Origin of the sequence: Paenochrobactrum glaciei (assembly GCF_039522165.1) — a bacterium.
In the GTDB taxonomy this organism is placed as follows: Bacteria; Pseudomonadota; Alphaproteobacteria; order Rhizobiales; family Rhizobiaceae; genus Paenochrobactrum; species Paenochrobactrum glaciei.
This window is the reverse complement of the sequence record NZ_BAAADE010000007.1, coordinates 45,170-64,846: the sequence shown is the minus strand read 5'-3', so window position 1 is coordinate 64,846 and position 19,677 is coordinate 45,170. Positions and strand designations below refer to the sequence as shown.

The following is a 19,677-nucleotide window of genomic DNA, read 5'->3' as shown; positions in this document are numbered from 1 at the left end:
AGGAATATAGATATGAGTGATGGTATTCCATGTCTTTGGATGCGAGGCGGCACCTCTAAAGGGGCCTATTTTCTGGCAAGGGACTTGCCAGAAAACGAGACCGAACGTGATCAACTCTTACTTCGTATCATGGGCAGCCCGGATGTTCGCCAGATTGATGGTATTGGAGGAGCGGATCCACTAACCTCTAAAGTAGCCGTCATATCTAAATCAAGGCGTGAAGATGCGGATGTTGATTACCTTTTTTTACAAGTCTATGTAGAGGATGCACTCGTGTCCAGCGCTCAAGGTTGTGGGAATATTATAGCGGGTGTTGGACCATTCGCATTAGAACGTGGTTTAGTGAAAGCCGTAAACGGCACCACTAGTATAAAAATTTACATGGTCAACACTGGTGAAATTGCTACAGCACAAGTCTCCACTCCAAATAGTAAACTGACCTATGAAGGTAATGCCCAGATAGACGGGGTACCTGGAACTCATGCTCCAATTACATTGCTGTTTGACAACATTGCGGGCTCAATGACTGGCGCACTGCTTCCTACTGGAAACTCTGTAGATAGTGTCGATGGTATTGATGTTACCATGATTGATAATGGTATGCCGATCGTTGTTATGCGGGCATCAGACTTCGGATTGACCGGACAAGAGAGCCGTGCAGAACTTGATAGCAATGTTGATCTAAAGTCACGCATCGAAGCTATCAGGCTCAAATGCGGGCCATTAATGAATCTTGGTGACGTTGTCGATAAGTCTGTACCTAAGATGACTTTAGTTTCTAAGCCTTTATCAGGTGGTGTTATCAGCACGAGAAGCTTTATCCCGCATCGTTGTCACGCAAGTATTGGGGTTTTTGCAGCTGTGAGTATCGCAACAGCCTGCACGTTAGCTGGATCTCCAGCAGCAGAGATTGCAGTTCAACCTGATGGTGAGAGTTTTTTTATTGAACATCCAAGTGGTTCCGCAGATGTTCTCATTAAACGGGACAGCAGTGGTAAAGTCACTGGCGCAGGCTCTTTAAGAACCGCGCGAAAACTGTTTGATGGTGAGGTGTATCCTGCACCTAGGCTAGCCACATAGAAATAGAGAATTTACTGAGTTGCAAGGAGGCTTGTATAACAATGTAAACAGATATTACCAATATGTGTGCATGGAAAGCGTTGAATAATCCCTGGATTTGTAGGCACCTTTTGACTTAAAAAAGAGGCAAGGAGCTTATGATGGGTAAAGAGCTAATTTCACTGACACGTTCAAACTTGATGCTATTAAACAAATTACTGTGCGCGGTTATTCCGTAGCAGATGTTTCTCGTCGCTTGGGCGTAAGTACACATTCACTTTATAGTTGGATTAAGCACTATAAAGCCCCTGTGAAAGCAGCTGCGTAGAATGATCAATTGTCAGAGATCAGGCGCTTGAAGCAAGAGATTGCTCGTGTCACTATGCGTATTTCCAGAACCACTGATCAAGTCACTGTCCCAATGACCTGATATTGAACGCTCATCTATCTCTGATGGCCTTTTATGTAAGAATATCCCGTTCACAATACTGATTGAGCCTCGATCATCTCGTCGAGAGTGACGCTTACTCTGTCGTATTTTATGTGCCCTACGGAGGCTGTTCATCAAGGCGATATCAAGCAATTCGCGTGAGCGAATATAAAGACTTTTATATATTGTCTCTGGGGAGATCTGCATGTTTTTGAGAAATGGAAATTCAATTTTGAGCCACCCTGATATTTGCTCTGGCGACCATTTTAATTGAAGTTTTTCAATGACAAGAGATTTTAATGGAATATTGATAGCTAGTTTTGCTGGTTTCGGCCTTTTAGCCCGTTTCCATGCAGCAGCTTCAGCTACAATCGCTCTGTATTTTCCTATGCCTCCATTTTTATTTATATCCCATGAAATCGTCGATGGAGAACGACGCAGCGAGCATGCTATTTGTCTGATAGCAATATTCGCAGCTAGACTTATTTGGCTCTTTTAAGGTCTTGGTAATGTGACCTCGCTATGCTCTCGAAGAAACGTAAATATAGAACCAGGCTTAGTACTCAACACGCGACCAATGTCGCTGAATTCAAGTCCTTCCTCCATAAAGACCAGCATGTTTCTTTTTCTGACTGTGTGAATTTTCTCTTCATCGCTGAACACCTGTGAAAGCAACTATTGGAAGTTTATGTTGCGTTGACAGGTTGAATCTACAGCAGCCTTTTTAATAAATCTCGCTCCTGAGGCAGCAACTCGTTTTCACGGCGAAGGCGTTTAAGCTCAACCGACATATCTTTCTTCGGACTTGCGCTGGCAAGGGTCATTCATGCCAGGGTCACGATTGCGGGAAAACCAGCGTGTTCGTGTCAAAAGACCTATGCCGAGATTTTCTGCGACCTCCTTATGGGTTCGACCGCTTGTCTCAGCAAGTGGAATTGCTTCTCGTTCAAATTCCTTCGTAAAGTCTGCTCGCTTCGTCATGTAAGTTTCCTTTCTGCTCAAGAAAATCTCTCCACTTTTACGAAGCAAGTCCACGGTGATTTGCCATATGGCCGCCTGACACCGATGAATATGTATCAATGCTTTTTAGATCTTCAGGTTTGGCCTGCTCATGCGGTGGTAAAAGTTGAAAATATCGGCGTTGGCATTGATGAAGGGCGTGAGGCCGGATGCTGGACAGTGGCTGTTACGCTGAGCGGCAATGAGGCAGGTGTTACGCCTGAGCAATTGGCAGCTATGTCGGATGAGGAGGTGCAAAAATTGCGCGCACGTGCTTCTGATGTTTTAGGGCGACATAGGCCGGATTATATTATTGATACGGTTGCAGATTTACTGCCGGTACTTAATGATATTGAACAGCGTTTAGTCAATGGTGAGCGGCCAAAGGGCTAAATTCAAACGGCTTCATTTTGCACTCATCCATGTGGGATCAAAGAGAATCCGCATGGATAGGGAGATTAATGATAGTCTTCATTATATACGAATTTGGGCATGCCTAATTTGAACTTGATTGCGAGTAAACGTAAAGTCAACCCAACGAGCATTGCAAAAATCGCGGCTATTTCTACGGATATGTTTATATGCGTAGCCAATAAATACAGGCTGCCTGTAACCACTGATACGGTTGCATATAATTCCGAGCGCAAAAGCAATGGAATATCGTTGCAAAGAATATCCCTTAAAACGCCACCAACGCAGCCTGTTATTACGCCTGCTACAATAACAATGATGGTTGGCAAGCCCATGGTAATGGCAATTTTACAGCCGATAACAGTGAAGACGACTAGGCCGATTGCATCAAGAAATAAAAATAGCTTGCGTAAATGACGCATGCAACGAGCGATCGGAATGGTCAGCAAAGCAGCGCAACCGGTAATCATTAAATAAACGGGATTTGCGACCCAGGTAATTGGATGGTGATTAAGTAAAACATCTCGTACAGAGCCGCCGCCTAGAGCTGTAATGCATCCAAGTATAAATACACCAATCCAGTCCATTTGTCGTCTGCCTGCTGCGAGTGCAGCGGTCATTGCTTCGGCTATAATGGCAATTACATATAGGATGTGAATAATATTGTTGTTTATATAGTCAATCATATTTCGGTATTTTAAATTTCAGCGGTATTAAAGCTATTCATTCAATAGCCATTTTAATTATGAATTCGGGATGACGCATAATCGAAGCGGACAATTATCACCATTTCTGTGGTGATAGTGCTCATTTTTATGAGGCAGAGCGATTTTTTCACTCGCTTAAAAACAATGTGATGCAAGTTCATTTATAGTGACTAGTACGTATTTAAAAATAAGAAGCCCATCAGGCGAGCTCTGTCGCCTGATGGGCTGTAAAAGGTCAGAAGCGGGCTGTCGCACTGATGCGGAATGTGCGCCCCGGTGATGGGGTCAAAGCCTCGCTCATCGCATCAAGATAATAAAGGTCAAAAACATTCTCGATACTTGCATTGAATGAGAAGTTTTCATTCAATTTATAAGAAGCGAAGGTGTCATAGACCTGATAGGAGCGCCACTCGCTTTCCACCATGCCGACACCACTGCGTTTTAGCGCTCGGTCGCCGACAAAATTGACGCGGCCGCCAACCGTGAGTGTTTCTTCAAGGAAACGAGCGCCGATGGTCAGCGACCCGCTATAGACGGGGGGCACATAAATGGCCTGATAGTCATCCGGCGGAGTGCCATCATTGCATTCAGCATTTTGACCAGCCTTGGCCGCATAGCAATATTTCACATTGGTATAGCGGTTGAAATTGGCGTCCGCAAAGAACATGCCCGCATCATAAGAAGCTGAAATTTCAAAGCCTTTAAACTTTGCGCCGTCAATATTGGCATAGACGCGATACGGATAAGGCAGACCGGCACGGTTGCCATAAGTTCTGACAATATAGTCATCATAGCTATTATCAAAATAGGACAATTTCAGACGTAATTTGTCATCATCCAGCAGCAGATTATCATTCAGATAATTGATGCCTATTTCATAGTTTTTGGAGCGCTCAGGCTTTAAAAGCGGGTTCGGTTCAATCAAGCCCGGCATATTGAAAAGCGTTTCGCGGATGCTCGGCGGGCGCCAGCCTTGGGCATAGTTACCAAAGATTTGGAAGCCGTCGAGTGGTTCGACAGTGACGCCAAGCCTTGGTGTCAGCCGTGAGCCGTCTAACCCTTTAATAGTGGAATTTTCACTGTTGTCGCGTGTCTCATAGGCTTGGTAACGCAAGCCCGCACTTAATGTCAGCCAGTCAACCGGCTTATAATCGGCATTGGCGAAAACGGCACCAACGGCGCGGCTTCCCTCCATCCCGATATTGGTGCCCGGATTTTGCACTGTCTTTTCGTGAGAGTAAGTTGCGCCATAATTAAGGTCAAAAAGGCCGAAGTCGCTGTCGATATGGGATGCGTTGGTGACTTCCACACCGGTTGTGTCCGTTTTGGTATCCCCCGGCACACCGGTCAGAATTTCAATCGCTGCCCAATTATCATTAAGCCGTGTATGCCAGACATTGGTCTGGAAATTAATCAGGTCATTTTCTTCAGGGTTCCATGTATATTTTGCCGTATACATGTCGGATTTGGTGCGGCTTAAATTGGCTTGATAAGGTGGCCAGCCACCAATGGCGACCGGATTATTCATATCCCCGTATTCTTCACCATATTTGCTGTCGTAGCGGATATAACCGAGCTCGACTGTCTGGTCGTGATCGAAGTTAAATTTGCCCTTCAGCAATAAAGATTTGGTGTCTTGGGATGTATTAAAAATTTCGCTGCCGGGCCTATAGGCAGACATCGGGCCCCAATTATATTTTCCGCCGAAGGAATAGCGTTTGACCTCACGCTCGCCATGTTTACCGGCAAAATAATTGCCGTTGCGGCGATAGGCAAAAGCACCGACAAGCTCATAATTATCCTGCTTGGTGGCAAGTGCAATACTGCCGATATTGCTGTTGCCGTTCAGCCAGTCATTGCCGCCAAAACGAGGTGCTTCTGTCTCAGGCGGAGAAAAATATTCACGTGGCTTGGCGCTGTTGCCGGAAAAGCCACCTTTGATTTTAACACCATAAGACTTACCGTCCATAATGATGTCATCAGCGTTAAGCGTCCGCATATTGACCACACCACCCATCGAGCCGCTGCCTTGTGCGCCTGATGGCGGCCCTTTTTGAATGTCGATACCACCAATAAATTCAGGGTCAACAAAGGTGCGGCTGCTCATGCCTTTATAACCACGATAGGCGGATGAGCTCTGCTGTGCACCGTCCACCAAAGTGGCAATGCGGTTCATTCCTTGCAGCCCGCGTATATTAACATCAAGTGCCTGACCGGTACGGTTGCCTGAAGAAAATACACCCGGTGCATTGCGCAAAATATCGCCGGTTGAAGAAGGCGGTACAATCTGAATTTGCTCGGCGCTGATATAAGAAGAGGAGCCGGATGTTTGATAAGGTTTGTCGGCATTGTTTAATGCGCCGCTGACAGTGATGGTTTCCAGCATGATGGAGCCATCTGCACTGCTCACATTGCTGGTCGCCGCGGCAACGCGGTCGGTAATTGTTACCGTATTTGCACTGGTGAAATTGTAGCTTAAGCCCGTGCCGGCGAGTAGGCGTGACAAAGCTTCTTGTTTGCTCATACTGCCATGCAGACCGGCCGAGCGTTTGCCGCGAACGAGGTCAGCAGGATAAAGGATTTGCAGGTTTGAACTATCGCCAAAACTGGAAATGACAGCGCCCAGCGATCCGGCCGGAATGGCATAAGTGATGTTTGCCTGCTGGGCATGGCTGGCTTGCACAAAGGATGGGCTGATCTGAATTGCGGTTGTGGCCAGCAGAGCCAGCAACAGTTTTCCTGTTTTCATCCGCTTGGATAAATTGCTTGAAAATTCCATATGCATGGCTTTTGATGATACTCCGTCCTGATCGTACTTAGCGGCTTAACAATGCCCTTCACGAACAAGACGAGTCCTGCAGTCGACTCCCTCACCATAAAAGTTGAAAATAAATATCATATTTATTTTCTGATCTTTTAGGTAAGGCTTTTGCGCTCACGCAGGGCTTAAAAATACCAGATAGCGGGTAAGCTCTGTCACGCGCACTGGCAAAGTGTTGCGGATGACATCCAGCACGCCGTCAGGGTTTTGGATGTCGAAAATACCACTGACACGCATATCAAGCAGTTTTGCATTGGTTGCACGAATGGTGCCAGGGCGGTAACGGTTTATATCCGCCAGCACTTGTCGCAGCGGGCGATCTTCAAAAATCAGTTTGCCTCTTTTCCAAGCGGCTTCAATATTGGCATCCACACTATCCAAGCTACCAAAGCCGTCAGCGTTAAAACTTGTTGCTTGCGAAGCTTGCACAACGCGTGTGGTCTGATCGGGTGCAATGATGGAAACAGCACTTTCCTCAACTGAGACTGTCACTTCATCAGCCCATTGATGCACAACAAAACGGGTACCTAATGCGGTTACACTGCCACCTGCTGCCTGCACGGTAAATGGGCGGCTGCTATCTTTGGCAACATCGAAAAAAGCGCGGCCATGCAAGAGCCTGATCAGACGTGTGTTGGCGCTATAATCAACGGCGATTGCTGTATAGGCATCAAGATCGACATGGCTGCCATCTGCCAAGGTGATACTACGCATCTCACCGGTGGTTGTTGCATAATCGCTGGTGAGAAAGTCCGGCTGGATGATGATAGTGGCAGCTACGCTGGCAGCTAATGCGCCGCTTGCCCATAAAAAGGCACGCCGTGAGGTGGTTTTTTGCGGAACTGGCAACTCGATGATCTTCTTTTGCCGTGGATCGGCAATGGCATCAAGGTCGCTCCATATGGAGCCCAGCGCATTATATTCTGCTGCGTTTTCAGGATTAGCTGTCAGCCAAACTGCATGGGCATTCCGTTCAGCATCAGTTGCATTGCCGGAATTGATGGTAACGAACCATGCCAATGCCTCGCTGCGGGAGGTTTGAGCTTTGTCGTCTTTAATATTTACCATCGTGACCGCCGACTATTTTCTTAACCGTAACTAGTGCCGTAATTCTGTCTGATATGCAGGGCTTATAGTTAAGACGTTTCAGACAGCCCCATACCTCAGCCTTATTGCAGAGAAAAGTAATCATTGTCATTCCAGATGCTCGCCCAAATGATCACGGCAATGCGCAAGCGCCTTCATGATCAGTTTTTCTACTGCGCTGCGCGTGATGCCTAGTTTTTGAGCAATTTCGACATGGCTGAGGCCATCGAATTTGTGCAGCAGAAAAACTTCCTTTTGCCGAGGCGGCAAAGTTGCAACTGCATTTTCAAGCATTTGCAGGCGTTGGCGATAATCCGTCACACGCTCCTGATCAGGGCTTTCGTCAATGGCATCAAATGTTTCGGAGGGGCTTAAATACCGGTTTTGTGCCTTTGCAGCACGAAAATAATCTTTGGCAAGATTATCAGCGATGCGGAACAAATAAGAGCGTATATTATTGATATCAGTGCGTTTTTCAGTGTTATGAATACGCATGAAAGTATCTTGAGTGATATCTTTCACGGTTTCGGGATCGTGTCCGCGCTGTCGCAGAAAACGGGCAATATCCGTTGCATGCCTTCTGAACAGATCTTGGATATCCCAATTCATGACATTTTTCGCTTATGGCGCAGTTTCTAACAAATTACGCGGTGTGATGTGTGGTAATGATGTGTTAATATGACTTCATTACTCATATTTTTGTGGAACTACAAGCTGTCGCTATGACATCTTTTATAATGCTTGTCTCAAGGCGTCTCTGAAAAAGCCGGCATTCTCTCTGTTAAGAAACTTAAAAAGGCTTGAACTGATGTTGGAAGCTGCCGATTTTTCATCGTAATGACCTGTGCGACGCTTGATTGCAAAATAGCATTGTCGATTTTCACGGATTTTGCATTGCTCAAAAAGCCGTTTGTTTCTTGAATATCGGCGCTTGAAAACAGCAAACAGCCCGCTTTTTGCGCATAAATCAGCAATGTTGCCATTGAATTGGAAGAAAATACCGGATCAATTGCCAATCCCGTGCTTGCCAGTGCCGTATTGATCAAGTGGCGCTGTGTGCGGTCGTGATCGGGTAGTGCAAAAGGATATTGCACGGCTTCTGTCAGGGTTATTTCTTCGCGCTCGCTAAGCGGATGATCAGGGGGGACAAGAACAAATATCGGCCGCTTTGTCATGTGCTCCACTTGCAGATGGGATGGTACAGCATAGCTATAAACAATGCCGATATCCGACTGACCGTTGCTTATGCGCTGACAAATATCAATGGAATTTCCGACCCAAACCTGAATTTCGACGGATGGATATTGTTGCTGAAATTGTGCAATAATATCAGCCAGTACCAGAATTGAAAAACCTTCATAGGTGGCAATTTTGACGACGCCACGCTGTATCTGATGCATTTCTTTGACATCAGAAAGAGCGCGCTCGGTGTCTAGCGCTAAACGGGTGACATGTTGTGCCAGCAATTCGCCTGCCTGACTTAAAACCATCCCGCGAGGGCGGCGCTCGAATAAGGCAACATTTAAATCTTGTTCAAGTTTGGTAATTTGGCGGCTGATGGCAGATGCGGATACATTCAGCTGTAATGAAGCTTCCGTAACAGAGCCCGTTCGCGCAACTTCTTGAAAGTATTTAAGCGCTAAATGTTGCATTTCATTCACCTTTGCCTTTTTTGCAACGATGCTTACGCAATTATGAAATTGTTGCAACAATATTCCGTTGGTATGACTGCCGGAATTTTTTACCATTAAAGGTTTAGCGGCACGGGAACCGAGGCGGGGAGTTGATGTTTCAATGACTATTTTTAGCAAAGAGGCAATTGAGGAGGCGACAGCCATCCGGCGTCAATTGCATAGTTTTCCTGAACTGAAATTCGAAGAATTTGCCACATCTGATCTGGTGGCTGAAACTTTGCAGCGTTATGGCTATGAATTGCGCCGCAATGTTGCGGGTACAGGAATTGTTGCAACTCTTGATACCGGCAGAGCTGGTACGACGATTGGTTTGCGGGCCGATATGGATGCACTGCCTATTCAAGAAGAAACCGGCTTAGCTTATGCTTCAACAATAGACGGTAAAATGCATGCCTGTGGCCATGATGGTCATACGGCAACATTGTTGCTGGCAGCTGGTCAATTAGCGCAAGATCACGCGAAGCTTAACGGGAAAATCAAGCTGCTTTTCCAACCGGCTGAAGAAGTCGGCAAGGGTGCGGCTCAAATGATTGCTGATGGCGCACTGGAAGGTGTTGAACAGGTTTTCGGTTTTCATAACCGCCCTGGTTATGCGCTTGGTCATATCATTACTAAAGCTGGCCCTGCTATGGGCGGCAATACGCTTTATGAGGTTAAAATTTCAGGTAAAGGCGGACATGCTTCAAGGCCGGATCTGGCAATTGACCCGATTTTTGTTGGCTCTGCCATTATTCAGTCGCTGCAAAGTGTCATATCGCGTCGTTTATCGCCTTTGGATGCAGGCGTTGTAACGGTTACCCAGTTTAATGGCGGCAGTGCCGGGAATATCATTCCGGGTGATGCCAGTATGGTGATTAATACCCGCGACGGATCACCGGAAGCGGCCGCTATTATTGATGCTGAGCTACGTAAAGTCATTGCGAATGTTTGCGAAGCGCATGGCGCGCAATGCGAGGTCAATATGACATTGCGGATACCGTCTTTGGTCAATTCAGTTGCGGAAACGGAATTGGTCGTTGAAACGGCACATGAATTGTTTGGCAAGAATAATACCAGTCAAATGTCTCAGATGCCGACCATGGGTGCAGAAGATTTTGCATTTTATCTGGAACAGCGTCCGGGTAGTTTTTTCTTTGTCGGTAATGGTGAGGATAGTGCCTATTTGCATCATCCGCTTTACAATTTCCGCGATGAAATTTTACCTGTGGCAGCCGGCATGTTTGTTGGTATTGCTCATAAAACGCTTACCCAATAACATTATTTATAATTCTAACAGAATGATGCGGGACGCTCGTTGGAGTGAAGGCGGCATTAATTCGGGAGAAATTGCGAATGCAGAAGTTTTTTAACTCGATAGAACGAGCCGGCAACAAACTGCCGCATCCGTTCATATTGTTTTTATGGCTATGTTTGATTGTTGCTGTTTTCTCATGGATTCTGGCAAGTTTTGGCGGCACCGGTGTTAATCCAAAAACCGGTGCCGAAGTTGCTGTTAAAAGCTTGATTTCGGGTGAGGGTGCAGTTTTCGCTCTGACATCTATTGCGACAAACTTTATTAATTTCCCGCCATTAGGCATTATTCTGGTGATTATGCTGGCGATTGGCATCGCTGATAAAACCGGCTTAATTGCTGCTTTTATGCAGGTCAGCGTTATTAAAGCGCCACGTTATCTGACCACATTTATGATCTTCTTTGTCGGTATGTGCAGTCATGTTGCATCCGATGCCGCTTATATTATCCTTATCCCGCTTTCTGCCATTATCTTTCAGGCAATGGGACGTAATCCGCTGGTGGGCGCGGTTACCGGCTATGTGGCCGTTGGTGCGGGTTATGATGCGAGTATTCTCATTACACCGACTGATATTATTTTGTCGGGTATTACAACGAGTGCAGCGCATACGGTTGATGCTCAGGCCTATATTTCTCCGCTTGATAATTACTATTTCATTGCGGCTTCTGCATTGCTGATGTCTTTCGTTGGTGCGTTTATTATTGAGCGCATTGTTGAGCCAATGGTTGGCAAATATACCGGCGATGTTGAGTTGAAACTGACAGAACCGGATGCATTGGAAGTAAAAGGCTTGAAGCGTGCCGGCTGGGCAACTCTGATTATGATTGCGCTGGTCGTTGCGGCCGTTTGGCCTGCCAGCTCACCATTGCGAAATGAAGAAGGCGGATTGGTTCCATCACCTTTGCTTAATAGTGCGGTTGCGCTCTTTGGTATTTATTTCGTGGTGATCGGCTGTATTTTTGGCACCACAACCGGCAAGATTAAAACAGCACGTGATGCCGTTGGCTATATGAGTGAATCCGTCAAGGAATTGGCGCCGACATTGGTGCTGTTCTTTGCGATCTCGCAGTTTTTGGCATGGTTCAAATGGACAAACCTTGGCGAGTGGATTGCCATTGGTGGTTCACATTTGCTGGATAGCAGTGGTTTTGGGGGCACTCCGCTTTTGGTGGCTTTTGTTGGTCTTGCAGCGGTGATGAATGTGTTCATCACATCCGGTTCGGCACAGTGGTCGCTGATGGCACCAATTTTTGTGCCGATGTTGATGCTGATTGGTTTTGAGCCGGCACTGGTGCAGGCAGCATTTAGAATTGCGGATTCTGCCACCAATATTATTTCGCCGATGAGCCCGTATTTTGCCGTTTGTTTGGCTTATTTGCAGCGCTACCAGAAAGATGCAGGTATTGGAACTTTGGCCTCAATGACGATACCTGTCGCAATGGGCTTCCTGATTGTGTGGACATTGTTCCTTATTTTCTGGATGACAATGGGCTGGCCAATCGCACCTGGTGTTGGTCTATTCATGAACTAAAATTGAATGAATACATTGCGCCCTGCAATTCTTGATATGGATTGCAGGGCGTCTTGTTTCAAAACATGTACATTTTTGAATTATGCTTTTATCTCACGTGAGGTTGCAAGAAATCCGGCGATGAAATCGACGGTTTCGTCGCCGCTTCTAAGCCCAAGGTGAATGCTCTTGTGGATGCCGGCATTACCAATTCTGACAGGGCGAACCCCTAATGTTTCTGCTTGCTGGCACACCAGCCAGCTTGGGATAGCACTGACGCCACGCCCTGCTGCAACAAGTTGCAACATCATTTCTGTTGTCTCAACACTGCGATGATGCCGCGGACGGCAATTCGCGGGCACAAGAAACTGTGTAAATACATCGAGCCGCTCAGGAGGCACCGGATAGGTGAAAAGGGTCTCTTCCAAAAGGTCAGCAGGCTCGGCATAATTTTCATGCGCAAGCGGATGATTAACCGGAACGGCCAATACAAGCTCGTAATCAAAAACTGGAATATAATGAATGCCTTGCGCCTCAATCGGATCTGGCGTGATCAGAATATCAATTTCATAGCTCGTTAATGCGGCAACGCCGCCAGAGGTAAATGAAGTAGTGAGCGCCAGATCAACATCAGGCCACTCGACCAGATAGGGTTTTGTAACGCTCATCAGCCATTGATGGCATGGGTGACATTCCATGCCGATTTTAAGCGAACCGCGTTTACCATAACGGTAATCCGACAAAACATCTTCGGCTCTCTCGATCTGTGGCAGTACGCGTTGGGCAAGCGTTACGAGATAGTGTCCTGCCTCGGTGAGGCGAAGATTGCGGCCATCCTTTTCCCACATCGCAACGCCGTAACGTTCTTCGAGTTTACGGATTGTGTGGCTTAGTGCGGATTGCGTGACGTTGAGCCGCTCTGCTGCGGCAGTGAGACTGCCCAAGCGATCAACTTCTCGCAGGATCGATAAATGTTGCCTGTCCAGCATGGTGATAGCCGCCCTTTTATAAATGACAGGGCAGTGAAATGACGCAATAACATCCGCACGGAAGCCCGAGCGCAAAAGCGGCACTCCGGGACACCCCGCCCGTGAACTCTATTTGTCGTGGCAGGTCTCCTGGCTCGCGGATAAACGCTTTTGCCCGTCTTCCCGAGATGAACTCAGTGACATTTATGGGCATTTGCTGGCCGCTTACAGTTGCGGGGGCAGCTTCGGCATAAAACCGAATTCCCTCTTAGCTCCGGACTTGTCATCCATAGAACCCCGACAAATGAGCAATGCCCTATGTAACCATGCGGGTCAAGTTGTTCTGCGCTGAGACTTTTCAGCGAACCCCATTCAAAGCATGAGCACACCTCATACTTTGATGAGATCAAATCATTTTTATTCATCGGATGGCTCAGGCATAACCCGTTGGCCGCCCTTGATGTTGAGCGGCAGGAAAGATTGCTGAGAGAGAAAACCCTCAAGACGCAAGCAATTAAATTGGTTTATCTCAGGAATTAGGATGCCGGACGCGATGACAAAAAAATTCAACTTTATAATTAAAACTATTTCTTTTGATGAAGATTATCATCCTTCGGATAGTACACGTATTACCACGAATTTTGCCAATCTGGCGCGAGGTAATAATCGTCAAGAAAATTTACGCAATGCATTACGGATGATTGATAATCGCTTCAACGCTTTGGCACATTGGGATAACCCGAATGGCGATCGTTATGCGGTGGAAATTGAGATCGTTACGGTTGAAATGAGCGTTGATGCCGACAGCAATGAAGATGCTTTTCCGCTGATTGAAATTTTGAAAACCAATATTGTTGACCGCGCAAGCGGTGAACGTATTGAAGGCATTGTCGGCAATAATTTTTCTTCTTATGTGCGCGACTATGATTTTAGCATTGTTTTGCCTGAATATAATCGTGATCAGCCAACATTTAGCCTGCCGGAAAATTTTGGCGAGTTACATGGTAAGCTATTCAAATGCTTTGTTAATTCGAGCGTCTATAAAGAGAACTTTACAAAAGCACCGATCATTTGCTTAAGCGCTTCAAGCAGCAAAACATATCATCGCACAGGCAATTATCATCCGGTTTTGGGCTTTGAATATCTCCAAAACGAGTTTTCGTCGACTGATCAGTATTTTGAAAAGATGGGCTTGCAGGTGCGCTATTTCATGCCGCCGAACAGTGCTGCACCTTTGGCTTTTTACTTCAGCGGCGATTTGCTGACCGATTACACTAATCTTGAACTGATCAGCACGATCAGCACGATGGAAACTTTCCAGAAGATTTATCGCCCTGAAATTTACAATGCCAATTCGCAGGCAGGCGCTCGTTATCAGCCGAGCTTGAAACATGCGGATTACTCATTGACACAAATCGTCTATGACCGTGAAGAGCGCAGCCGGATGGCGACCAAGCAAGGAAAGTTTGCTGAAGAGCACTTCATTAAACCATACAAGGCCATTCTTGAAGAATGGTCTGCCAATTACGCGCATTGAGAAATTAAAATCACAAGGTTGCCTATTATGAAAACACTCTTGCCCACCTCAACCGCCGGCAGCTTGCCAAAACCATCATGGCTTGCAGAGCCGGAAAAACTTTGGTCGCCGTGGAAACTGCAAGGCGAAGAATTAGTGACCGGCAAACAAGACGCTCTGCGTTTGGCTTTGGATGATCAGCGACAGGCAGGAATTGATATCGTCAGTGACGGTGAGCAGACACGTCAGCATTTTGTCACCACATTCATCGAGCATTTGGACGGGGTGGATTTTGAAAAGCGTGAAACGGTAAAAATTCGTGACCGTTATGATGCCAGTGTGCCGACAGTTGTTGGCGCTGTATCACGACAAAAGCCTGTTTTTGTTGAAGATGCTAAGTTTTTGCGTCAACAGACAAAGCAGCCGATCAAATGGGCATTGCCTGGTCCGATGACCATGATCGATACGCTTTACGATGCGCATTATAAAAGCCGTGAAAAGCTTGCTTGGGAATTTGCTAAAATCCTCAATGAAGAAGCAAAGGAGCTGGAAGCTGCCGGTGTTGACATCATCCAGTTTGACGAACCGGCATTCAATGTTTTCTTTGACGAGGTGAATGATTGGGGCGTTGCTACATTGGAACGCGCCATTGAAGGTCTGCAATGTGAAACAGCAGTTCATATTTGCTATGGTTACGGTATCAAAGCCAATACAGACTGGAAGAAGACGCTGGGCTCCGAGTGGAGACAATATGAAGAAGCGTTTCCGAAGCTGCAACAATCCAGCATCGATCTGATTTCGCTGGAATGCCATAATTCTCATGTGCCGATGGATTTGATTGAGCTGATCCGAGGTAAAAAGGTGATGGTTGGCGCTATTGATGTGGCCAGCAATACAATTGAAACGCCGGAAGAAGTGGCTAACACTTTAAGAAAAGCGCTTCAGTTTGTTGATGCCGACAAGCTTTATCCTTGCACCAATTGTGGCATGGCACCTTTGTCGCGTGAAGTGGCAAGAGGCAAGCTACGCGCCTTAGGTGCGGGTGCAGAAATCATTCGCAAAGAACTGTCTGCTTAAATAAAAAACACGAGCAGGGCTTTTGGGCTCTGTTCGTGTTTAAAATATATGAGAGGCCGATATGGGCATAGTGGATCACCGTTTCGACATCGTAGACAAAGCCAGTTTTCGCAATGGTATGTCACGGCTTGGCTCGGCTGTCAGCGTGACAAGCACGATCCATAACGGTCAGCGCTATGGTTTTACAGCTTCTGCAGTTTGCAGTGTCAGCGATACACCGGCAACATTGCTGGTATGTATTAACCGTGCGAGCTCGTGTTTTCAGGCCTTTGATAAAGTGCGCCATTTTTGCGTCAATACGCTGATGCCTGGGCAGGAAGATATTTCTAACCTGTTTGGCGGCGGAACCGGCACTTTGATGGAAGATCGGTTTTTGCTTGGTGACTGGCAGGAAGGCATTACCGGTGTGCCGGTTTTGGCTAATGCATCGGTGAGCTTTGAATGTGAACTAAGCAATGCGGTGGATGAAGCCACCCACCGTATTCTTTTTGGCCGTGTTATCAATATCCGCGAGAATGACGAAGAAGGTACTTTGCTTTATTGCAAGCGTCGCTATCTCAATGGCTAAATTATTTTAAAGCTGACTTCGTGACGTTGATCAAGCTTTGGCTTGAAAGCTCTTCTCATCTGAGAGGAGCTTTTGTGTTTTTAGATGCGCGGCGTTCTAATGGGTAGGCATAGTGTGAAAACACTATAAGCGCTCTACTTTTCAAGTGAGGCAGCACTCGCTATAAGAGTGGCTTTATTTTGATAAGTTTAAAGGTTTTATTTGAATGCGAAGCCACCATTTGATGAAGTTATTGAGTGCCGGTATTTTTATTGGCCTGATGTTTCCGGTTGGCGTGGCTTCGGCACAAACATTGAATGTCTGTCATGGCTATGATTGCTATTATCGCACCAAAGTGACGCTGACTGCTAAGGATGAACAGCGTATTCGTACATTGTTGCAAAGGGCAGGCCGCAGCGCTGCAGATGAGCGTAAAGCATTGCGGATGGCGGTCGCAATTTTTGAAGAACGCAGCAATATTGTGATTGGTGTGCGTGATGAACCCAAAATGCAATTTGGCAAATCACGAATTAAAGGTCAGATGGACTGCGTTGATGAATCGACCAATACGGATAATTTTTTACGTTATTTACATGCGCGTGGCTGGATGAAATATCATACACCTACACGCCGGACATCGCGCGGTTCTTTTATTGATGGGCGCTATCCTCATTGGACGGCTGTCATGAAAGACAAGCAAGGGCGTAGCTGGGCGATCGATTCTTGGTATGAGGCAGGCGGCGGGCAGCCCGACATCATGCCGTTGGCGGAATGGAAACAACGTGGCTATGGTGGCAAACGCTAAGATTTAAATATGCTACAGTTTTATAGGGGAAGAGGTGTTTGTGATGATGCCAAAATATCAGTTGATATATTCGGTCATTTTAAGCGTTGGTCTTGCAAGTTTTTGCTTAAATAATGCCACTCACTTGAACATCTCTGCGCAAGCCTCTGAGCTTACAACGCTGGTTGTAAGGGCATCGTCGGGCGCTGCTTATAAATTCGTTGCCAGTTCATCAGAGCTGGCAAGAGCAACAGTTAAAACACATACACCATGGACAGAAGGTGTGCAGGAGTTTTCTGGTGTGCCACTGAAAACATTGCTTGCAGCTGCCGGTATTGATGAGAAAACTGCTCGTCAATCAATGCTAAAAGCCCGTGCGTTAAATGATTATGAAGTCGAAATTCCGGCACAGGATGCCTATGATTATGATGTGCTGGTTGCCGACCAAATGAATGGTTCAGCCATGCCTGTAACGGAGTTTGGTCCTTTTTGGATTGTTTATCCGCGTGATGAAAAACCGGAGTTACAAGACTCCCGTTTTGATCATCGTTGGGCATGGCAATTATCTGAATTGCTGATTGAATGAAAATCACCCGTGCTTACACTGTAGCCGGCATTGTTATGCTCGGCTTTTGTCTGATGCTGACTTATGCGTTTTATCAGCTCTTGCGGGTGGAGCGCAGTCTGGAAACCTATGTCGGCGAGAATATGCTTTGGGCGGTTAATCAGGCCGACCGCGAAAGCCGTCGCTTCAGCGATACACTTTTGCTGGACAGTCATGATAAAGAGATGATTACGCTGCGTTTTGATATTTTGAAAAGCCGTATCAATCTTTTGAGTAGTGAACCACAGCTGGGTTATTTCAAAAGCATTGGCGCTGAGGAATATCTTAAGAATATCGTTGCCACAATGGAGCAGATTGAAGCGCGCTATGAGGCGGAAGATAGCCTGGAACAGGCAGAAATCCTGTCGATTTACCGCGAAGTCTTGCCCGTTTTTAGTGATTTTGGTCGTATAGCCAATCTTTCGATGATCCATGAGCGGGATGCCGGTGGTGCTGATCGTGACCGGCAATTGAACATAATTTATCTGACGATGTCTGCGGTGCTTGGTTTGATGACGGTTGGCGGCCTTTTATCATTCTTGCTGATTATGAATATTAAGTCTGCCAATCGCGCCAATGATGAATTGCTGCGCTATCAGGAAGAATTGGAAGCGATTGTCGCTCAGCGCACAGAAGCTTTGAGCGTTGCTTTGAAAAATGAACAAAAATCCAACGAGATTTATAAAGGCTTTCTTACCACCGTTTCTCACCAGTTTAAAACGCCGGTGGCTATTATTGATTTAATTGCGCAGCGTTTTATCCGTCATCCTGAAGACATCAATAGTGAAGCAGTGACAGAAGCGGCTGGCAGAATTCGTGAGGCCGTCAGCCGTTTGTCGCGTATTGTTGAAAGCACAATCAGCGGCGATGTGATTCATGGTCATGGTGTGAAATTAAAGGCGGAAGAGTTTGATCTGGTGGAGATGGTGCGCCAGTCAATTGCCTATCATCAGGAGATTCATCCGGCACGTTTTGTTCATTTTGAAGAGCAGGTCTCACAAGTGTTATATCATGGCGATAAAACGCTGCTGGAGCAAATTGTGGTTAATCTCCTTGCCAATGCCGATAAATATTCAGCTGGTTCAACACCTGTTGATGTGACAGTTCTGCTTGAAGATGATACATTTATTTGCAGGGTTAAAGATGTTGGAGTGGGCATTCCTGAGAATGAAACAGATATGGTTTTTAACCGGTTTTATCGTGCCAGCAATGTTGCGCATCTTTCAGGCAGCGGCTTGGGCTTGAGTTTTTCGCGCCAGATTGCTCAAATGCATGGCGGTGACTTAACCTTGCTTGCAACTGGCAAGGGTTTTACTGAATTTGAATTACGGTTGCCGTTGACCGGCATTGAGTGTGCTTGAAATGACAAAAGATGCAGCCAATCGCGCTTTGATTATGTGCGTTGAGGATGAAAAATATATTCGTGAAGAACTGGTGCGCGAATTGATGCGCTCCGGTCACGAAGTGATTGAAGCCAGTAATGGTTTGGCTGCCTTGGATTTGTTGAAAAAGCGCATGCCCGATTTAATTGTTTCAGACATTCTCATGCCGCAAATGGACGGGCTGGAATTTTTACGGCAGGTGCGCTCGGGCTCTGAACAATTAAACGCAATACCATTTTTGTTTCTCTCGGCACTCTCGGATCGGCACCGGATCTTGGAGGCTTATCGTGAAGGTGTTGATGAATATCTGGTCAAGCCGATTGATCTGGGTGTTTTCATTTCACAGGTTGAAGCGAAGCTGCGTTTGGTCAAGCGAATTGAAAATAAACGTCAGACCCCGTCACTGGGTGTGAATACAAAGAAATTATCACCGCGCGAGCTGGATGTGCTGTTACAATTAGCTGACGGCAAAAAAAATGCTGAGATCGCAGTTGCTCTTCAGCTTTCAGACCATACTATCAACGATTATCTCAAGAATATTTTTAAAAAACTGGATGTTCATTCAAGAGCGGAAGCTGTGAAAGAAGCGATGAAACATAAAATAATAAATCCATAAATAATGTAATGATTTCAATCGATTAATGTTTTTGTACGCATTTTCTATTGAGCTTGATTGTATTGCTGAAACATTAGCTTTTTTCAATATACCCTTATTCAAGGGAATTGTACCTCCCTCTAGTTTCAATAGACCACGGTAGACCAACGAATATGAGTTCGTTTGGAAGGTATT

Annotated in this window: 18 protein-coding genes, 1 pseudogene and 1 riboswitch; of the genes and pseudogenes, 12 read left to right on the top strand and 7 right to left on the bottom strand. The window is 46.2% G+C overall.

All coding sequences use genetic code 11. The annotated features are described in order from the left end of the window. Positions 1-12 precede the first annotated feature (12 nt). Positions 13-1,080 carry a 4-oxalomesaconate tautomerase gene (locus tag ABDZ76_RS14060; protein WP_343806601.1) on the top strand — a complete coding sequence of 356 codons (1,068 nt, stop codon included), beginning with the start codon at positions 13-15 and terminating at the stop codon, positions 1,078-1,080. Positions 1,081-1,240: 160 nt separating this feature from the next. Then, a pseudogene (locus tag ABDZ76_RS17680) lies at positions 1,241-1,387 on the top strand (transposase); the annotation flags it as partial. A gap of 12 nt (positions 1,388-1,399) precedes the next feature. On the opposite strand, the gene ABDZ76_RS17675 reads toward ABDZ76_RS17680, so the two are convergent. Then, complete coding sequence (locus ABDZ76_RS17675) at positions 1,400-1,909, bottom strand: IS30 family transposase (protein WP_425541767.1); 510 nt, start codon at positions 1,907-1,909, stop codon at positions 1,400-1,402. A 483-nt stretch (positions 1,910-2,392) separates the two neighbouring features. Between ABDZ76_RS17675 and ABDZ76_RS14055 the strand changes: the two genes are divergently transcribed. Beyond that, positions 2,393-2,881 (top strand): hypothetical protein, encoded by a 489-nt coding sequence (locus tag ABDZ76_RS14055; protein ID WP_343806599.1) that lies wholly within the window; start codon positions 2,393-2,395, stop codon positions 2,879-2,881. Positions 2,882-2,946: 65 nt separating this feature from the next. Here ABDZ76_RS14055 and ABDZ76_RS14050 read toward each other — a convergent pair whose 3' ends face one another. The 5 genes from ABDZ76_RS14050 to ABDZ76_RS14030 all read right to left on the bottom strand — a co-directional run bounded on the left by ABDZ76_RS14050 (position 2,947) and on the right by ABDZ76_RS14030 (position 9,165). Continuing rightward, entirely contained in the window at positions 2,947-3,585 is a 639-nt protein-coding gene (locus ABDZ76_RS14050) for a trimeric intracellular cation channel family protein (RefSeq protein ID WP_343806597.1), read from the bottom strand. A 256-nt stretch (positions 3,586-3,841) separates the two neighbouring features. Further along, positions 3,842-6,355 (bottom strand): TonB-dependent receptor, encoded by a 2,514-nt coding sequence (locus tag ABDZ76_RS14045; RefSeq protein ID WP_343806595.1) that lies wholly within the window; start codon positions 6,353-6,355, stop codon positions 3,842-3,844. Positions 6,356-6,541: 186 nt separating this feature from the next. Then, on the bottom strand, positions 6,542-7,495 hold the full coding sequence (locus ABDZ76_RS14040; protein ID WP_343806593.1) for a FecR family protein: 954 nt from the start codon (positions 7,493-7,495) through the stop codon (positions 6,542-6,544). Between the two features lie 126 nt (positions 7,496-7,621). Further along, positions 7,622-8,122, bottom strand: a complete 501-nt coding sequence (locus tag ABDZ76_RS14035; protein ID WP_343806591.1) for an RNA polymerase sigma factor — start codon at positions 8,120-8,122, stop codon at positions 7,622-7,624. A 137-nt stretch (positions 8,123-8,259) separates the two neighbouring features. Continuing rightward, complete coding sequence (locus ABDZ76_RS14030; RefSeq protein ID WP_343806589.1) at positions 8,260-9,165, bottom strand: LysR family transcriptional regulator; 906 nt, start codon at positions 9,163-9,165, stop codon at positions 8,260-8,262. Between the two features lie 142 nt (positions 9,166-9,307). On the opposite strand from ABDZ76_RS14030, the gene ABDZ76_RS14025 reads away from it, so the two are divergent. Further along, complete coding sequence (locus ABDZ76_RS14025) at positions 9,308-10,462, top strand: M20 metallopeptidase family protein (protein WP_343806587.1); 1,155 nt, start codon at positions 9,308-9,310, stop codon at positions 10,460-10,462. Positions 10,463-10,539: 77 nt separating this feature from the next. Further along, positions 10,540-12,030 (top strand): AbgT family transporter, encoded by a 1,491-nt coding sequence (locus tag ABDZ76_RS14020; protein WP_343806585.1) that lies wholly within the window; start codon positions 10,540-10,542, stop codon positions 12,028-12,030. A gap of 80 nt (positions 12,031-12,110) precedes the next feature. Here ABDZ76_RS14020 and ABDZ76_RS14015 read toward each other — a convergent pair whose 3' ends face one another. Continuing rightward, positions 12,111-12,998 carry a LysR family transcriptional regulator gene (locus tag ABDZ76_RS14015; RefSeq protein WP_343806583.1) on the bottom strand — a complete coding sequence of 296 codons (888 nt, stop codon included), beginning with the start codon at positions 12,996-12,998 and terminating at the stop codon, positions 12,111-12,113. Positions 12,999-13,100: 102 nt separating this feature from the next. Further along, a riboswitch (cobalamin riboswitch) is annotated at positions 13,101-13,292 on the bottom strand. Between the two features lie 238 nt (positions 13,293-13,530). Between ABDZ76_RS14015 and ABDZ76_RS14010 the strand changes: the two genes are divergently transcribed. The 7 genes from ABDZ76_RS14010 (at position 13,531) to ABDZ76_RS13980 (ending at position 19,503) form a co-directional block, all read left to right on the top strand. After that, positions 13,531-14,514: a DUF1852 domain-containing protein gene (locus ABDZ76_RS14010; RefSeq protein WP_343806581.1), complete on the top strand. Its 984-nt coding sequence runs from the start codon at positions 13,531-13,533 to the stop codon at positions 14,512-14,514. 27 nt (positions 14,515-14,541) lie between these two features. After that, positions 14,542-15,570: a methionine synthase gene (locus tag ABDZ76_RS14005; protein ID WP_343806579.1), complete on the top strand. Its 1,029-nt coding sequence runs from the start codon at positions 14,542-14,544 to the stop codon at positions 15,568-15,570. A gap of 61 nt (positions 15,571-15,631) precedes the next feature. After that, entirely contained in the window at positions 15,632-16,138 is a 507-nt protein-coding gene (locus ABDZ76_RS14000) for a flavin reductase (RefSeq protein ID WP_343806577.1), read from the top strand. Positions 16,139-16,361: 223 nt separating this feature from the next. After that, positions 16,362-16,922 carry a hypothetical protein gene (locus ABDZ76_RS13995; protein WP_343806575.1) on the top strand — a complete coding sequence of 187 codons (561 nt, stop codon included), beginning with the start codon at positions 16,362-16,364 and terminating at the stop codon, positions 16,920-16,922. A 43-nt stretch (positions 16,923-16,965) separates the two neighbouring features. Further along, a complete protein-coding gene (locus tag ABDZ76_RS13990) occupies positions 16,966-17,487 on the top strand; it encodes a putative pterin-binding protein (RefSeq protein WP_343806573.1) in 522 nt (173 codons plus the stop codon). Further along, on the top strand, positions 17,484-18,866 hold the full coding sequence (locus ABDZ76_RS13985) for a sensor histidine kinase (RefSeq protein WP_343806571.1): 1,383 nt from the start codon (positions 17,484-17,486) through the stop codon (positions 18,864-18,866). Before ABDZ76_RS13990 ends, ABDZ76_RS13985 begins: the two co-directional genes overlap by 4 nt. 1 nt (position 18,867) lies before the next feature. Then, positions 18,868-19,503, top strand: a complete 636-nt coding sequence (locus ABDZ76_RS13980; protein ID WP_343806569.1) for a response regulator transcription factor — start codon at positions 18,868-18,870, stop codon at positions 19,501-19,503. The last annotated feature ends 174 nt before the right edge of the window (positions 19,504-19,677 follow it).

Coding starts and splice junctions, on each gene's coding strand:
- ABDZ76_RS14040 (WP_343806593.1), bottom strand. CDS start 7,495: ATGGTAAATATTAAAGACGACAAAGCTCAAACCTCCCGCAGCGAGGCA.
- ABDZ76_RS14020 (WP_343806585.1), top strand. CDS start 10,540: ATGCAGAAGTTTTTTAACTCGATAGAACGAGCCGGCAACAAACTGCCG.
- ABDZ76_RS13995 (WP_343806575.1), top strand. CDS start 16,362: ATGAAGTTATTGAGTGCCGGTATTTTTATTGGCCTGATGTTTCCGGTT.
- ABDZ76_RS14050 (WP_343806597.1), bottom strand. CDS start 3,585: ATGATTGACTATATAAACAACAATATTATTCACATCCTATATGTAATT.
- ABDZ76_RS13990 (WP_343806573.1), top strand. CDS start 16,966: ATGATGCCAAAATATCAGTTGATATATTCGGTCATTTTAAGCGTTGGT.
- ABDZ76_RS14000 (WP_343806577.1), top strand. CDS start 15,632: ATGGGCATAGTGGATCACCGTTTCGACATCGTAGACAAAGCCAGTTTT.
- ABDZ76_RS14060 (WP_343806601.1), top strand. CDS start 13: ATGAGTGATGGTATTCCATGTCTTTGGATGCGAGGCGGCACCTCTAAA.
- ABDZ76_RS14005 (WP_343806579.1), top strand. CDS start 14,542: ATGAAAACACTCTTGCCCACCTCAACCGCCGGCAGCTTGCCAAAACCA.
- ABDZ76_RS14015 (WP_343806583.1), bottom strand. CDS start 12,998: ATGCTGGACAGGCAACATTTATCGATCCTGCGAGAAGTTGATCGCTTG.
- ABDZ76_RS13985 (WP_343806571.1), top strand. CDS start 17,484: ATGAAAATCACCCGTGCTTACACTGTAGCCGGCATTGTTATGCTCGGC.
- ABDZ76_RS14030 (WP_343806589.1), bottom strand. CDS start 9,165: ATGCAACATTTAGCGCTTAAATACTTTCAAGAAGTTGCGCGAACGGGC.
- ABDZ76_RS14035 (WP_343806591.1), bottom strand. CDS start 8,122: ATGAATTGGGATATCCAAGATCTGTTCAGAAGGCATGCAACGGATATT.
- ABDZ76_RS14055 (WP_343806599.1), top strand. CDS start 2,393: ATGGGTTCGACCGCTTGTCTCAGCAAGTGGAATTGCTTCTCGTTCAAA.
- ABDZ76_RS14045 (WP_343806595.1), bottom strand. CDS start 6,355: ATGAAAACAGGAAAACTGTTGCTGGCTCTGCTGGCCACAACCGCAATT.
- ABDZ76_RS14025 (WP_343806587.1), top strand. CDS start 9,308: ATGACTATTTTTAGCAAAGAGGCAATTGAGGAGGCGACAGCCATCCGG.
- ABDZ76_RS13980 (WP_343806569.1), top strand. CDS start 18,868: ATGACAAAAGATGCAGCCAATCGCGCTTTGATTATGTGCGTTGAGGAT.
- ABDZ76_RS14010 (WP_343806581.1), top strand. CDS start 13,531: ATGACAAAAAAATTCAACTTTATAATTAAAACTATTTCTTTTGATGAA.